This is a genomic window from Dyadobacter fermentans DSM 18053 (assembly GCF_000023125.1).
GTDB lineage: Bacteria > Bacteroidota > Bacteroidia > Cytophagales > Spirosomataceae > Dyadobacter > Dyadobacter fermentans.
Genome location: NC_013037.1, coordinates 5,362,820 through 5,377,603, shown reverse-complemented (window position 1 = coordinate 5,377,603; position 14,784 = coordinate 5,362,820). Strand labels below are relative to the sequence as shown.

The window sequence follows — 14,784 nt, the reverse complement described above, 5'->3', positions numbered from 1 at the left end:
TCAATCACCAATTTGAAACTGATGAAAACTATTGTACGATTACTGTACATGCTCGTTTTCCTGGCGGTAGGGAATATCGCCTTCGCACAGGAAATAAATGTGACTGGGAAAGTCACATCGAGTGCAGATAATTCGGCGCTGCCGGGCGCCAGTGTGCTCATCAAAGGCACCACCACCGGTGTTCCTACCGATGCCGAGGGTAACTACGCCATAAAAGTCCCGTCCACGCAATCCACCCTCGTATTCTCGATGATCGGAATGACACCCCAGGAAATCACAGTGGGCAACCAAACCACTGTGAATGTTGCGCTGGCCGAAGACGCCAAAGCATTGAATGAAGTGCTGGTGGTGGGTTACGGTTCCCAAAAGAAACTTGACGTAACGGGCGCTATCACGCAAATCAAGGGTGCCGAAATCGCGAAACAGCCTTCTATGAATGCCGTCAGCGGTTTGCAGGGTAAGGTTGCCGGTGTGCAGATCAACAACTCCGGTAAGCCGGGCGAGGCGCCGCAGATCCGCATCCGCGGTGTAGGAACAGCTTACGGCAGCGCCAACCCGCTATATGTGGTGGACGGTGTGTGGTTCGACGATATCAGCTTCCTCAACTCAGGCGACATCGAGAGCATGAACATCCTGAAAGATGCTTCCAGCCAATCCATTTACGGGGTGCGCGCAGCAAACGGGGTGGTACTGATTACAACCAAAAAGGGCAAATCAGGCCAGGCTGTCATCGATTACAATGGTTTTGTGGGTTACCAGAAAGTGACCAACCAGATCGAAATGGCGAATGGAAACGAGTACGCCACGATGATCAACGAGCTGAGCCGCATTAACGGTAAACCGGACATTCTCGACCCCGCGCAATTCGGCGAAGGCACCGACTGGTACCGCCAGATCCTGCGTAACGGATTCCTGACCAACCACCAGCTTTCGATCAGCGGTGGCGGTGAAAAATCAACCTACAACTTCTCACTTGGTTACCTGGATCAGAACGGTATCGTGGAGAGAAACAATTTCAAGCGCTACACGGCACGTTTGCAAAATGATTTCCAGGTGCTGAAAAACCTGAAAGTCGGCTATTCTGCAACCGCTTCTTACAGCAAATCGAAAGATGAAGCAGGCGGCATTTTCCGTCAGTTGTACGCGGCTGGCCCGGTTGTTCCTGTATACTACGCCGATGGTACTTATGGTGATCCCAACGATTTCAGCCTTGGGGACGGTAATAACTTCAACCCACAGGTAACAGTCGATTTTTATAATCAAAACACCAAAAAAACGCTGCTTACCGGTAATGCCTACGCAGAACTTTCGCTTTTCAAAGGCCTGACATTCCGCAGCAGCCTCGGCGGCCGTTACGGACAGGACGAAACCCGCACTTATGTGCCGCAATACGTGGCGACATTCAAGCAGCGCAATACGACCAGCTTCCTGGAATTCGTTCGTCCGCAGACCCGCTACTGGATTTTTGAAAATACATTGACCTACACCAAAGATTTCGGTCAGCACAGCATTACTGCATTGCTCGGTCAATCCGCACAGCGCGACCAGTCGTACAAGGTTACGGCCAATGCATTAAACGTGCCATACAGCAGCGAAGGCGATTTATACCTGGCATTAGGTAGCGCCGACAGCCGTAACATCACCGACGAAGGCGATCTCGGAACCTATGCTTCATATTTCGGTCGGGTAAACTACTCTTTCGGTGAGCGCTACTTGCTGAACGCGTCACTTCGTGCCGATGGTTCTTCGAAGTTCTTCCAGGGCGGCAATGCGTGGGGTTATTTCCCTTCGGTGGGTGCAGGCTGGGTGATCAGCAATGAAGACTTCATGAAAGGCCAGACGATTTTCGACAACCTGAAAATCCGCGGTAGCTGGGGTAAGATCGGTAATGCATCCGTGCCTTCCAACCTTTCTACACTGACCGTAGCCACTGGCGGCGGCCTGGCGGCGATCTTCGGCGGGCAGCTGAATACCGGTGCGAGCATTAACACGATCATCCCTCCTACCACTTACTGGGAGCGCGGTGTAGGTACCGACGCGGGTATCGAAGCTTCATTCCTGAAATCGCGGTTGACGGTTGAATTGGATTATTATATCAAGAAAACCGAACGTGCGATTTTCGACATTCCGGTACTGACTTCCATCGGTACAAGCTCTGGCCGCATCGTGGGTAACCAGGCCGACTTCCAGAATAAAGGTTTTGAATTCGCATTGAACTGGCGTGACGACATCGGCGACGGTCTTTCTTATAGCGTCGGAGTGAATGGTGCGATGAACAACAACAAAGTGCTTTCTGTAACCTCCGGAGCCAACCCGATTTATGACGGTGGCGTGGGCCTCACGAGCGGCGCGCTCGCCACACGTACCCGCGTAGGCGACCCGATCGGCTCATTCTACGGCTATGTGGTGGACGGTATTTTCCAGAATGAAGAAGAAATCAGAAACTCGGCACAGCCAAGCGCGAAACCGGGCGATTTCAGATACCGCGACATCAGCGGAACGAACGGAACCCCGGACGGCAACATCTCCGGTCTGGACCGCCAGGTAATCGGTAACCCGAACCCGAAATTCACGTACGGTATCAACACCAGCTGGAATTACAAAAATGTGGACCTGATGCTCGACTTCCAGGGCGTTGCCAAAGTGGATATCTACAATGCCAACCTCGGCTGGCGCTATGGTAACGAGAACTTTACCAAGGATTTCTACGAAAACAGATGGCACGGCGAAGGTACTTCGAACACCTATCCTTCGGCTAACATCGGAGGCGGCCAGAACTACCTGCCGAACACCTTCTTCGTACAAAGCGGCAGCTACTTCCGGGTAAGAAATGCGCAAATCGGCTACACTTTCCCGCAGGCATTCAACGAAAAGCTGAAAATCCGTAAGCTGCGTTTGTACGCGAATGCGCAAAACCCTTTGAATTTCTTTAAATACAAAGGCCTGTCGCCGGAGGTGAGAGCCAACGAAAACAAACCGACACAAGCCAATATCGACGCCAATGTGTACCCGCTTTCAGCGACTTACAACTTTGGTATTAATGTCACTTTCTAAGATCACAAGCGATATGAAAAATATAAGTTTTAAAACCAATTTGAAGCAAAAAGGGCTTTATCTGGGGCTGGCAGCGCTCCTGATCGTCCCTTCCTCTTGCAGCGACAGCTTCCTCGACGTGGACCCGCAGGGTAAGCAGCCGGGCGTGGTGTTCTGGCAAAACGAGGCTGACGCCACGAAAGCGGTGAATGCGATGTATGCCAATCTCCGCAGCTGGAACAATACCGCATTCGCGGCCATTGCCATCGAAAGCATCGGCTCGGACGATGCCGAAAAAGGCAGCACGGCTTCCGACGCGACGTTCTTTAACCAATACGACACCTTCACCGTGGGCTCCACAGAAGGCCAGCTGGGCGGTTTCTGGGAAGGCCAATATCAGAATATCAACTACGCCAATCAAGTGCTGGACAACATTCCGGCGATCAGCATGGACGAAACGCTGAAAACGCGGTATTTGGCAGAAGCGAAATTCGTTCGTGCATACTCCTACTTCCGCCTCGTAAGGGCATTCGGTGATGTGCCTTTGCGTTTGACGGTGCCGAAGGATGCGACAGAGTACAACCTGCCGCGCACACCCAAAGCGGATGTGTATGCGGCTATTGAGAAAGATCTGACGGAAGCTGCGGCTGTGCTCCCGGCTAATTATGGCGCCGCCGACCTTGGCCGTGCGACCAAAGGTGCTGCGCAGTCACTGCACGCCAAGGTATCCATGTACCAGGCCAAGTGGCAGCAGGTTTTTGACCTCACCACACAGGTGATCAGCTCCGGCCAGTACTCGCTGGTAGCCGATTACGAAGCATTGTTCCGCATTCAGAATGAGAATTCGAGAGAGTCGGTTTTTGAAATTCAGAACGAGCTTGTCCCTTCTAACAAAGACGCTTCGAACTCGCAATATTCGCAGGTGCAGGGGGTAAGAGGCGTACAAGGCGGCGGCTGGGGCTTTAATGTGCCTACGGAAGAGCTTTCCAAAGCATTCGAAGCGGGCGACCCGCGCCGCGATGCGACCATTATCTTCCGCGGCGAAACCACTCCTTCGGGTGATGCGATTGCGGCAACCGGCGATAACCCGATGTACAACCAGAAATCCTACGTGCCGTTCAAACTGTTTGTAACAGGTTTTAACGAAGGTGCGCAGCAGAATGTGCGGGTGATCCGCTATGCCGACGTGTTGCTGATGAATGCGGAAGCGGCAAATGAGATCGGAAACACCACTCAGGCGCTCGCTTCACTCGAACTGGTGCGTGCCCGTGCCCGCGGAGCCAGCAAAACGATCCTGCCGAAAATTACGACCACCGACAAGGCTGCTTTGCGCACGGCCATCTGGAACGAACGCCATTACGAACTCGCAATGGAAAACGACCGCTATTTCGACGTGATCCGCCAGGGCCGCGCTGCGCAGATCTTTGGACCGAAAGGCTGGAAAGCGGGTAAAAACGAAGTATGGCCGATCCCGCAGAACGAAATCGACATTAGTGCAGGTGTATTGACCCAAAACCCAGGTTATTAATCCAAAACCACGATCTATCGATGAAAACTTTAAAGAATAAACTGGCCGTGGCATTGTGTGCGACAACGATGTTCGGGGTAACATCCTGCTACGAAAAGTTCGATCCCGAAAGTTATGCCCCTGATGTCACAATCGGCGGATTCACAAGTTCTGACGAGATCGCGAAACCCAATCTGGTGGCGCATTTCCCTTTCGACGGCACCTATAACGATGTCGTATCGAACACCGCAGGCGCCAACACCGGCACCACGTTCGCCAACGGATTAAAAGGCCAGGCCATGAAAGGCGCAAAGGACGGCTACGTGCTTTTCGACCCGACTGCCGCCATCCTGGGCCTGAAAAGCTTTACGATGACTTATTGGGTGAACAGCCCGTCGACAAAAGCGCAGGGCGGCATCATCGGGCTCGTGGGGTTATCCCAAACGGATGGTTTCTGGGGCAACATCGAAACATTCTTTGAAAACGGCGGCACCGAGACCGACGGAATTTTCAAAGCGCATATTCAGAATGACAAAAAGGACACATGGGTTAGCAAAGAAGGAATTGTAAACCTTTACAACTCATGGAACCATATTGCATTGTCATACGATGCCACTTCATCCACATTCTCCATTTACTTAAACGGCTCCAAAACGGCTACCACCACGGTAGCCAGTTTTGGTGACCTGAAATGGCAAAAGCCGGGCAAAATGGTGTTCGGAACGGTGCAGTTCCAGACCAAGCCCAGCCTTACCTCCGGCGCTTCCGGGCAGGATTGGGCGAGCTACCTCACGGGCCTGCTCGATGAAGTGCGGATTTACAATGTTGCCTTGAAAGATGCCGAAGTGGATGCACTCGTCAAACTGGAATCAAGAGGAAAATAATGCCTTTTAAACACCTTCTTATTTTTTGTACGCTTATCTGGCTCGGGGTTTCCTGTAAATCGGAAAAGGAAGCCCCCGGGCCATCCACTCCCGGAATACCGTCGTCGTTCGGTTTCAATTCACTGGAAGTGAACGGCGCGTATTCGGGGTTCAAATACAATGATGTAAACCTGAAACCTAAAATCAGGTTTACATTTTCCGCTCCCCTTAATAATGCGACCATTGCGAACGGCATCGTGTTCCGCAGCGCTGCGGGCGAGGCCGTTGCGTTCTCCTCCACCCTTGAAAAGAGTGACAGTGCGGTGGTGATTACGCCTTCTGCCGATCTGGATTACCTGACCAGCTATTCGGTCACAGCCTCCAAAGCATTGAAATCTAAAGCCGGCGGAATGCTCCTGAGTGAAGCGAAAGTGGAACTCGTTACTACGCTGGACTCTGCGGACAAATTCCCGGTGATCAGCGACGAAGCATTGCTGACATTGGTCCAACGACAAACATTCAAATACTTTTGGGATTTCGCGCACCCGGTGAGCGGGCTCGCCCGCGAGCGCAACACTTCCGGCGACGTGGTAACCTCCGGCGGCAGCGGTTTTGGTATCATGACCATCCCCATTGCCATCGAACGTAAGTTCATCACCCATGCGCAGGGTTTGGAGCGGATGCAAAAGATCGTGGGTTTCCTCAAAAACGCGCAGACGTTTCACGGCGCATTCCCGCATTGGCTCAATGGCGCTACCGGCGTCGCGGTGCCGTTCAGCGAGAAGGACAATGGCGCTGATTTGGTAGAAACCTCTTTCCTCGTGCAGGGATTGCTCATGGTCCGCCAGTATTTCAATGCCAACACCGCCGCTGAAACCGCTTTAAGGGCAGATATCAATGCGATTTGGGAAGCGGTGGAATGGGACTGGTTCAGGAAAAGCAATGAAAATGTGCTCTACTGGCATTGGAGCCCTAATTTCGGCTGGGACATGAACCACCAGATCCGCGGCTGGAACGAATGCCTGATTACCTACGCATTGGCAGCCTCCTCTCCTAAGCACGCGATCGACAAGACGGTGTATGACAATGGCTGGGCCGGCAACGGCACATTTGCGAACGGCAAAGACTATTATGGCATCACATTACCACTGGGCGAGCCGCTGGGTGGGCCGCTGTTCTTCTCGCATTATTCGTTTTTAGGATTGAACCCAACGGGACTTACCGACCGTTTTGCCAATTATTTTACCCAAAACAAAGCGCATACCCTCGTCAACTATAACTACTGCAAGGCCAATCCGCAGCAACATTACGGTTACAGCGATCAATGCTGGGGCCTTACCGCAAGCGACATCCCGAACGGCTACAATGCCAACTCGCCGTCCAACGACCGGGGGGTGATCACGCCTACGGCCGCATTATCGGCGTTCCCGTATACGCCTGCGGAATCGATGAAAGCTTTGAAATTCTTCTATTACAAACTTGGCGACAAGCTGTGGGGCGAGTACGGTTTTCACGACGCGTTCTCGCTGGACCAGCTGTGGTTCGCGGATTCCTACCTCGCCATTGATCAGGGACCAATCGTGGTCATGATCGAAAACCACCGCACCGGCCTGCCCTGGAAGCTCTTCATGAGCAGTCCGGAGGTGAAGACCGGTCTCAAAAAGCTCGGGTTCAGTAGCCCTGCGCTTTAATTTATTTCCATTAAAACATTACTCGACTATGAAGCTATACTTCCAACTACTGCTATGCCTCGCGCTGTTTGCCGGCACCCAGGTTGACTGCCGGGCGCAAAAGAAAAAACAGGCAGCTGCAAAACCGGCGGCATTCAATCCGGCCGACCGGCCTAAGAACCTCTCCGACACCGCATTGCTCGAACTGGTTCAGAAACAGACATTCCGTTACTTCTGGGACTTCGGTCACCCCGTAAGCGGCCTCGCCCGCGAGCGAAGCAATATCGCATTCGATTACGGCGACGAAGTGTGCACGATCGGCGGCACCGGTTTTGGTGTGATGGCAATGGTGGTGGCCGCGGAAAGAAAGTGGCAGCCCCGCGATTCTGTTGCCGCGAGGTTATTGAAAATGGTTAAATTCCTCTCGAAAGCCGACCATTACCACGGGATTTTCCCCCACTGGCTCAATGGCGCCACAGGCAAGATCGTTCCGTTCGGGCGAAAAGATGATGGCGGCGACCTCGTGGAATCGTCGTTCCTGTTCCAGGGACTTCTGGCGGTAAGACAGTATTTCGACCGCGACACTGCACTTGAACGCGAGCTGCGCAGCCGCATTACGTGGATATGGAACGAGGCGGAATGGGACTGGTACACCCGCGGCAATCCGAACCAGCTTTACTGGCATTGGAGCCCCAACCATGGCTGGGCGATGAACTTCGAGCTGCGCGGCTATAATGAAACGCTCATTACCTACATCATGGGAGCCGCCTCGCCGCGCTACCCGATTACCCGCCAGGTGTACGACAAATGCTGGGCGCAAAGCGACCATTTCCGCAACGGAAGGGAGTTTTATGGTGTAAAACTGCCGCTCGGTTTCGACGGCGGCGGACCGCTGTTTTTCGCGCACTATTCGTACCTTGGCCTCGATCCGCGCAACCTGAAAGATCAGTATGCCGATTACTGGGAGCAAAATGTGAACCATTCGCTGATTAACTACAAGCATTGCGTAGCCAACCCGGGCAAGTTCAAAGGCTATGGTGAAAACAGCTGGGGGCTTACGGCCAGCGATACTTACAATGGCTACAATGCGCATTCCCCTACAAACGATTTCGGGACGATCACCCCTACTGCGGCATTGTCGTCGTTCCCCTACACGCCGGAGCAGTCGATGAAGGCATTACGCCATTTTTATGATGATTTGGGCGATAAGATCTGGTCGGAATACGGCTTTACCGATGCATTCAACGAATCGCAGAACTGGTATGCCACATCGCACCTGGCGATCGACCAGGGACCGATTATCGTGATGATCGAAAACTACCGGTCGGGCTTGCTTTGGAAGCTGTTTATGAAAGATCCTGAGGTGCAGGCCGGTTTGAAAAAGCTCGGTTTCGAAAGCCCGGCACTGGGCGCATCCAGCAAAAATTAACCGCTTTTTGCCTAAAATTCACTGAAAGACCGGCCGCACGCCGGTCTTTCTATTTTATAGAATATAATTGTACCTTGATACCGTTTTTGCAAGCAAAATCATGGGTATCCAGCCTTTCAAACGATAATCATCATGAAACTACTCTACTACAAAGCTGCCTTGCTGATCGCGCTGAATGCATTCGCGATTCGGACACAGGCGCAGATATGGACGGTTTCGGAGCCCGAAAACCTCCCTGAAAAAAGACATGAGAATGCGATGGCAACGGCCAACGGAAAACTATACCTGCTCGGCGGCCGGGGTGTCAAGCCGGTGGATGAATATGACCTGAAAAAAGACTCCTGGAAGAGCCTGGCGCCATCGCCGATCGAAATGAGCCATTTCCAAGCGGTAACTTATAAAAACGAGATTTATGTGCTCGGTGCATTCACGGGCGGCTATCCCCACGAAGTGCCGATCCCGGATATTTACATTTTCAATCCCATCAAAAATGAATGGCGCAAAGGTGCCGCCATCCCTGAGAACAGAAGGCGTGGCGCGGCGGGTGCATTTGTGCTGAATGACAAAATTTACCTCGTTTGCGGCATTCAGGACGGCCACTGGGACGGCCACGTGACCTGGTTCGATGAGTTCGATCCGGCAACTGGTACCTGGAAAACGCTCCCCGAAGCGCCCCGCCCGCGGGACCACGTGCAGGTGGCGGTGCTGGACAGTAAACTTTATGTTGCGGGCGGGCGCTTGTCCACGGCGCGCATTAACCAGGTTTTGAATACCGTTATCAAGGAAGTGGATGTGTATGATTTCAAAACCGGCAAATGGTCGACGATGGACGCATCCAACAACCTTCCTACGCTGCGTGCCGGCAATACAACCGTTGTTTTCAATAACAAAATACTGGTAATCGGCGGCGAAAGTGATGCGCATCTCGAAGCGCATAACGAAGTGGAGGCGTTTAATCCGCAAAGCCAGAAATGGGAAAAACTGCCTTCGCTGCATCAGGGACGCCACGGCACACAGGCCGTCTCGCTCAACCGGAAAGTCTACATTGCCGCAGGCTCGGCCAACCGCGGCGGCGGGCCGGAGCTTAACGACATGGAAATACTCGATAAATAATACACTTCATAGTTTAGCCCAAAATCCAATGCTCAGAATACTCGCCGGCATCAGTTTACTGCTCTTTTCATTCAATGCATTCGCTCAGAAGGGCGAATTTACACATGCCGACACCCTGCGCGGGTCGATCACACCCGAACGCTCCTGGTGGGACCTTACTTACTACCACCTCAGTGTGCGGCCCAACGAAAAAGACAGCACGCTCACCGGCAGTACCGTTATCCGATACAAGGTTTTGAAGCCCTATCAGACCATGCAGGTGGATTTGCAGGAACCTCTGAACATTACCCGGGTGGTTCAGGACGGCGAAACGCTGACTTATCGCCGGGATGGTAATGCATTTTTCATTACGTTAAAGAAAACCCAGGAAACCGGCAAGGCAGAGTCGGTTGAAGTATTTTACACCGGAAAGCCACGCCTTGCCAAGCGTCCGCCGTGGGATGGCGGCGTGCAATGGGTACCTGATGGAAAAGGCAATACCATCATTTCAACCTCATGCCAGGGACTGGGTGCCAGCGTGTGGTGGCCCTGCAAGGACCATATGTACGACGAACCCGACAGCATGCTCATCAGCATCACCGTGCCGAAGAATCTCATGGACGTTTCGAACGGCAACCTGCGGTCGGTGGTGGAAAACAGCGACAATTCGCATACTTTCAACTGGTATGTGGACAACCCGATCAACAATTACGGGGTGAACATGAATGTAGCCAACTATGTAAGCTGGAAAGAGACATTCAAGGGCGAAAAAGGCGATTTGCAACTGAGCTATTACGTACTTCCGCAGAACCTCGAAAAGGCGAAAGAGCAGTTCAAACAGGCTCCGAGGATGCTCAAAGCGTTCGAACACTGGTTTGGGCCTTATCCATTTTACGAAGACGGTTACAAGCTTGTGGAAGTACCTTACCTCGGCATGGAGCATCAAAGCTCGGTGACCTATGGTAACGAATACAAAATGGGTTATCGCGGCAAAGACTTGTCGAACACGGGCTGGGGACTGAAATGGGACTTCATTATCATCCACGAAAGCGGTCATGAGTGGTTTGCCAACAACATCACCTACAAGGATGTGGCCGATATGTGGGTGCACGAAAGCTTTACCAACTACTCCGAAAACCTATACACGGAATTTTACTTTGGAAAAAAAGCCGGCGAAGATTATGTGATCGGCACGAGGGGGCTCATCGCCAACGACATTCCCATTGTGGGAATTTACGGCGTGAACAAGGAAGGATCGAAGGATATGTATTACAAAGGCGGCAATATGCTGCACACGATCCGGCAAGTAGTGAACGACGATGAGAAATGGCGCCAGATCCTCCGTGGCCTGAATAAGACGTTTTATCATCAAACCGTGTACGGCTCCCAGATTGAGCAGTACGTAAGCGAGCACGCAGGAAGGGATCTTTCGAAAGTCTTCGATCAATATCTCCGTGATGTGCGGATACCGGTTCTGGAATATGCATTCGGCAGTAAAGGCCTGCAATACCGCTGGACTAATGTGGTAAATGGCTTTGATATGCCTGTGAAGGTGAAACTCGCCAGCGGCGAAGAGGAGATGCTTAACCCGACAACCGACTGGAAAACCCTGAAAGTAAAAGGTGACAAAGCCTTAACGATCGACCGGAATTTTTATGTAGAAGCGAAGGAATCGAAGCAGGCTTCGTTATAAATCCCAGCACTCCATAATCAGCAGATCGCCATTCTGCGCGGACACCCTGACCATGCCATCGGTTTCGGCCTCATTACTACTGCCGGTCCGATGCCCCATCGTCAGGGTTTCTTTGTGAAGGTTGTATTTTAATCCACTCGTTTCAATGCCATCCACCGTCCCGATTGGTATGAGCGAAATGGGCGTGCCGGCGGTGTACCATTTTTCAAAGGTGCCTGTGAGCGGAAAAATTTTGGAATAATCGTCCAGCAACACCAGTTTGATTTTCTCCTTGTAACGCACCAGATCCGTGATATTCGTGATCGCATGATCCGCACGACGGCCCGTAGCCCAAACGATATTGGCGGCCGGAAAACCTCTCTCGATCAGGAATTCGATGGCTTTGTTTAAGTCCGTTTTCTCCTGGTCGGGCGTATTGATGATTTCCAGTGGATGCTGCCGCTCGCGGATCGCTTCGACGTCGTGCGGCTGATCGAAATCGCCCATCCAGACATCAATTTTGATCCCCAGATCCAGGACCCGGTAAATAGCATGGTCGAGCACGACAATAAACGGGCTCCATTCCAGCAGCTGACCCAACAATTCCGGAGAGCAGGCTTCCCCATTAGCAATAATCAAAGCAGGCTCCTGCTTCTCCCGAACGATGTGGTGTGATGACATTAATTACTGTTTATTCTTGACGAGGGTAACCAGCTCTCTTAGGACGCCATGAACTTCGAGAATTTGTTGGTTGACTTGCTTAAAATTCTCATAGACCTGCTCGAAACGTTGATCGATGCGATCGAACCGTTCGTCGTGCTCAGCAAGTTTTAGTTCAATGCGATCGACTTTGACTTCAAGCGTATCGACCCTTTCTTCAAGCCGCTCGAAACGACGATCGATTTGCTCGAAACGCTGATCGATTTGCTCGAAACGTTGGTCGACCTTTTGAAACTGCTCCCGCATTTCGACGAAACCGCGATCCACGCGACTCGTCAACGTCGCTAATCCGTCTGCTACCATTTCGATTTGTTTTCCGTGCTGGTTGGTAATGCTTTCCAGCTTCGCCAGTCTTTCTTCAAAGTACATAAATAATCTCGCTATATGTGAATCAATGATAGGCACTACCCTGTGTAGCGCCCCCGTCTGTTTAGACGTCCATTAATCAAAAAAGTAACGAGAAACGTGAGTCAGTTTTAAACCCCGAGCGCTTTTGCCCGGTTCCAGTAGATATCCATTTCTTCCAGCGTCATATCGGACAGCGATTTGCCGTCTGCCTTGGATGCTTCTTCAAGATACTGAAAGCGGCTGATAAATTTCTTATTGGTCCGCTCCAATGCCGTTTCGGGATTGATATCCACAAATCTTGAATAGTTTACGAGCGAAAACAGCAAATCACCAAACTCGCCTTCGGCTTCCTTTTGATCAATAACGTCAGCCGATTCTATGTTGAAATTCTCCTTAAACTCATGCAGCTCTTCCTCCACTTTGGCCCATACCTGCTGCTTTTCATCCCAATCGAAGCCGACGCCCCTCGCCTTCTCCTGAATGCGCATGGCTTTCACAAGCGCGGGCAAGGATGCGGGCACACCCGAGAGGACCGATTTGTTGCCTTCTTTCAGTTTCAGCTTCTCCCAATTCTGCTTCACAGCCTCTTCCGTATCGGCTACGAAATCGCCGTAAATGTGCGGGTGACGCGCTACCAGCTTATCGCATATGCCGTGCAGCACGTCCTTGATATCAAAAGTATAGTCCTTACCTTCCTCTTCCGAGCCGATTTTGGCATAAAAAACAATGTGCAGCAGCACATCGCCCAGCTCCTTCCTGATTTCCTGCAAATCGTTGTTCAGTATTGCATCGGATAGCTCGTAAGTTTCCTCGATCGTCAGGTGGCGCAGGCTTTCCATTGTCTGCTTTCTGTCCCACGGGCATTGTTCCCGGAGTTCGTCCATGATTGTCAACAAACGGTCGAAGGCCATGAGCTGTTGCTGGCGGCTTTCAGGCAGGTCACTGAATTGTTTTTCCATACCGCAAAGATACAGCGAAACCGGTTACTGCCCCGGCACGAGCGGTAATTTAAAGGCTGTCCGGATGAGGTTGCTTGTACATTTCGCAACGATCCGCCCCTGGGCATTCACCAGCCTGCCTTCTACATGAACAATGTTCTTTCCGGCACGGATCACCGCCGATCTGGCCGTGAGCACGTCGCCCACTACCGCCGGATTCAGGAAATCGCAGTTCAGGTTCACGGATATGAAGCCAAACTCACCGCCCATTGCGTAAACCATCGTTCCGACGATATCATCGAGAATAGTAGCGGCAATACCGCCATGCAATGTGCCCATCGGATTACACATATCCTCCCGCACAACATATTCCACTTCCATTTCACCTTCTCCAATTGCGACGAGGATGCCATTCAGCCATTTGGCCACCGGCGAGAAATGCCGGTCCATCGGCCGACCGATGAATTGGCGAAGAAAAGAGAGCCGCATGTTTTCCATTTGCGGGTTAGTTGGTGCGTGTGTGTCCATGGATTTCCAAAAGGTTTGCGACGTGATGAATGAAGTTTTTAAAAATAGTAATTATCGTAGAAAAATTGAGGACTAGGAGTCAATGCTATGGATTTTATTGTTACGTATCGAAGGTTATTACTACCTTTGCCGGAGTTTTTGCCAGAGATAAATGCTTACTCATATATGAATTTTACGTTATCGCAGGTTCCCGAGCGTTCCCAGAAACCCAGAACAAAAGGACTTACCATGGTGATGGACAAAGGGCTGAGTGTGAGGGAAACCGAAGATATGCTTTCTACCGCATCCCCTTACATTGATATCGTAAAACTTGGCTGGGCCACTTCTTTCGTTAGCCCGAATTTGGACGAAAAGCTTGCCGTATATAAAAATGCCAATATTCCGGTGTACTTCGGCGGAACATTGTTCGAAGCATTCGTTGTCCGTAATCAGTTCGATGATTACCGCAAATTGCTCGATAAGTACCAGCTCACGCATGCAGAAGTTTCCGACGGGTCCATTGAAATGCCCCAGGATGTGAAATGCGAGTACATTCATAAGCTTTCCCAGCAGGTAACCGTTTTGTCAGAAGTGGGCTCGAAGGATGAGAACAAGATCATCCCGCCCTACAAATGGATTCAGCTGATCAAATCAGAATTGCAGGCCGGTGCCTGGAAAGTGATCGGTGAGGCCCGCGAGTCGGGGAATGTGGGGCTTTTCCGTGCGAGCGGCGAGGTGCGGCAGGGGCTTGTGGAGGAAATCCTTACAGAAATCGCATTTGAAGACATGATTTGGGAAGCCCCTCAGAAATCACAGCAAGTGTGGTTTGTGAAGCTCCTGGGCGCCAATGTCAACCTGGGCAACATCGCACCCAGCGAACTCATCCCGCTTGAAACGATCCGCCTGGGCCTCCGCGGCGATACTTTCAACCACTTCCTGAATGCCAAAACCAAGCAGAAGTGGAAAATAGATTCCAAATAAGTCAGGACTAGTAAAACAGATTGT

General features: G+C 51.6%; 12 protein-coding genes. 8 read left to right on the top strand and 4 right to left on the bottom strand.

The window, feature by feature from the left end; translation table 11 throughout:
• The first annotated feature begins 21 nt into the window (after positions 1 to 21).
• The 7 genes from DFER_RS22205 to DFER_RS22175 all read left to right on the top strand — a co-directional run bounded on the left by DFER_RS22205 (position 22) and on the right by DFER_RS22175 (position 11,287).
• Positions 22 to 3,054 (top strand): SusC/RagA family TonB-linked outer membrane protein, encoded by a 3,033-nt coding sequence (locus tag DFER_RS22205; protein WP_015813898.1) that lies wholly within the window; start codon positions 22 to 24, stop codon positions 3,052 to 3,054.
• A gap of 13 nt (positions 3,055 to 3,067) precedes the next feature.
• A complete protein-coding gene (locus tag DFER_RS22200) occupies positions 3,068 to 4,561 on the top strand; it encodes a RagB/SusD family nutrient uptake outer membrane protein (RefSeq protein WP_187293399.1) in 1,494 nt (497 codons plus the stop codon).
• A 20-nt stretch (positions 4,562 to 4,581) separates the two neighbouring features.
• Positions 4,582 to 5,424: a LamG domain-containing protein gene (locus DFER_RS22195; protein WP_015813896.1), complete on the top strand. Its 843-nt coding sequence runs from the start codon at positions 4,582 to 4,584 to the stop codon at positions 5,422 to 5,424.
• The gene (locus tag DFER_RS22190; RefSeq protein ID WP_015813895.1) at positions 5,424 to 7,094 is read left to right on the top strand and encodes a glucoamylase family protein; all 1,671 of its coding nucleotides are present in this window, start codon (positions 5,424 to 5,426) and stop codon (positions 7,092 to 7,094) included. The genes DFER_RS22195 and DFER_RS22190 overlap by 1 nt, the downstream gene beginning before the upstream one ends.
• A 28-nt stretch (positions 7,095 to 7,122) precedes the next feature.
• The gene (locus DFER_RS22185) at positions 7,123 to 8,502 is read left to right on the top strand and encodes a glucoamylase family protein (RefSeq protein ID WP_015813894.1); all 1,380 of its coding nucleotides are present in this window, start codon (positions 7,123 to 7,125) and stop codon (positions 8,500 to 8,502) included.
• Positions 8,503 to 8,634: 132 nt separating this feature from the next.
• Positions 8,635 to 9,615: a Kelch repeat-containing protein gene (locus DFER_RS22180; protein WP_015813893.1), complete on the top strand. Its 981-nt coding sequence runs from the start codon at positions 8,635 to 8,637 to the stop codon at positions 9,613 to 9,615.
• A gap of 28 nt (positions 9,616 to 9,643) precedes the next feature.
• Positions 9,644 to 11,287, top strand: coding sequence for a M1 family metallopeptidase (locus DFER_RS22175; protein WP_015813892.1), 1,644 nt, complete (start codon positions 9,644 to 9,646; stop codon positions 11,285 to 11,287).
• On the opposite strand, the gene DFER_RS22170 is transcribed toward DFER_RS22175, so the two are convergent.
• The 4 genes from DFER_RS22170 to DFER_RS22155 all read right to left on the bottom strand — a co-directional run bounded on the left by DFER_RS22170 (position 11,282) and on the right by DFER_RS22155 (position 13,800).
• Entirely contained in the window at positions 11,282 to 11,947 is a 666-nt protein-coding gene (locus tag DFER_RS22170; protein ID WP_015813891.1) for a thiamine diphosphokinase, read from the bottom strand. The two genes, DFER_RS22175 and DFER_RS22170, sit on opposite strands and share 6 nt — an antisense overlap.
• Positions 11,948 to 11,950: 3 nt before the next feature.
• On the bottom strand, positions 11,951 to 12,355 hold the full coding sequence (locus DFER_RS29300; RefSeq protein WP_015813890.1) for a hypothetical protein: 405 nt from the start codon (positions 12,353 to 12,355) through the stop codon (positions 11,951 to 11,953).
• Between the two features lie 107 nt (positions 12,356 to 12,462).
• Positions 12,463 to 13,293, bottom strand: coding sequence for a nucleoside triphosphate pyrophosphohydrolase (gene mazG / locus DFER_RS22160; protein WP_015813889.1), 831 nt, complete (start codon positions 13,291 to 13,293; stop codon positions 12,463 to 12,465).
• A gap of 24 nt (positions 13,294 to 13,317) precedes the next feature.
• Positions 13,318 to 13,800: a PaaI family thioesterase gene (locus DFER_RS22155; RefSeq protein ID WP_015813888.1), complete on the bottom strand. Its 483-nt coding sequence runs from the start codon at positions 13,798 to 13,800 to the stop codon at positions 13,318 to 13,320.
• A gap of 165 nt (positions 13,801 to 13,965) precedes the next feature.
• On the opposite strand from DFER_RS22155, the gene DFER_RS22150 reads away from it, so the two are divergent.
• Positions 13,966 to 14,760: a phosphosulfolactate synthase gene (locus DFER_RS22150; RefSeq protein WP_015813887.1), complete on the top strand. Its 795-nt coding sequence runs from the start codon at positions 13,966 to 13,968 to the stop codon at positions 14,758 to 14,760.
• The last annotated feature ends 24 nt before the right edge of the window (positions 14,761 to 14,784 follow it).

Coding starts and splice junctions, on each gene's coding strand:
- DFER_RS22205 (WP_015813898.1), top strand. CDS start 22: ATGAAAACTATTGTACGATTACTGTACATGCTCGTTTTCCTGGCGGTA.
- DFER_RS22200 (WP_187293399.1), top strand. CDS start 3,068: ATGAAAAATATAAGTTTTAAAACCAATTTGAAGCAAAAAGGGCTTTAT.
- DFER_RS22195 (WP_015813896.1), top strand. CDS start 4,582: ATGAAAACTTTAAAGAATAAACTGGCCGTGGCATTGTGTGCGACAACG.
- DFER_RS22190 (WP_015813895.1), top strand. CDS start 5,424: ATGCCTTTTAAACACCTTCTTATTTTTTGTACGCTTATCTGGCTCGGG.
- DFER_RS22185 (WP_015813894.1), top strand. CDS start 7,123: ATGAAGCTATACTTCCAACTACTGCTATGCCTCGCGCTGTTTGCCGGC.
- DFER_RS22180 (WP_015813893.1), top strand. CDS start 8,635: ATGAAACTACTCTACTACAAAGCTGCCTTGCTGATCGCGCTGAATGCA.
- DFER_RS22175 (WP_015813892.1), top strand. CDS start 9,644: ATGCTCAGAATACTCGCCGGCATCAGTTTACTGCTCTTTTCATTCAAT.
- DFER_RS22170 (WP_015813891.1), bottom strand. CDS start 11,947: ATGTCATCACACCACATCGTTCGGGAGAAGCAGGAGCCTGCTTTGATT.
- DFER_RS29300 (WP_015813890.1), bottom strand. CDS start 12,355: ATGTACTTTGAAGAAAGACTGGCGAAGCTGGAAAGCATTACCAACCAG.
- mazG (WP_015813889.1), bottom strand. CDS start 13,293: ATGGAAAAACAATTCAGTGACCTGCCTGAAAGCCGCCAGCAACAGCTC.
- DFER_RS22155 (WP_015813888.1), bottom strand. CDS start 13,800: ATGGACACACACGCACCAACTAACCCGCAAATGGAAAACATGCGGCTC.
- DFER_RS22150 (WP_015813887.1), top strand. CDS start 13,966: ATGAATTTTACGTTATCGCAGGTTCCCGAGCGTTCCCAGAAACCCAGA.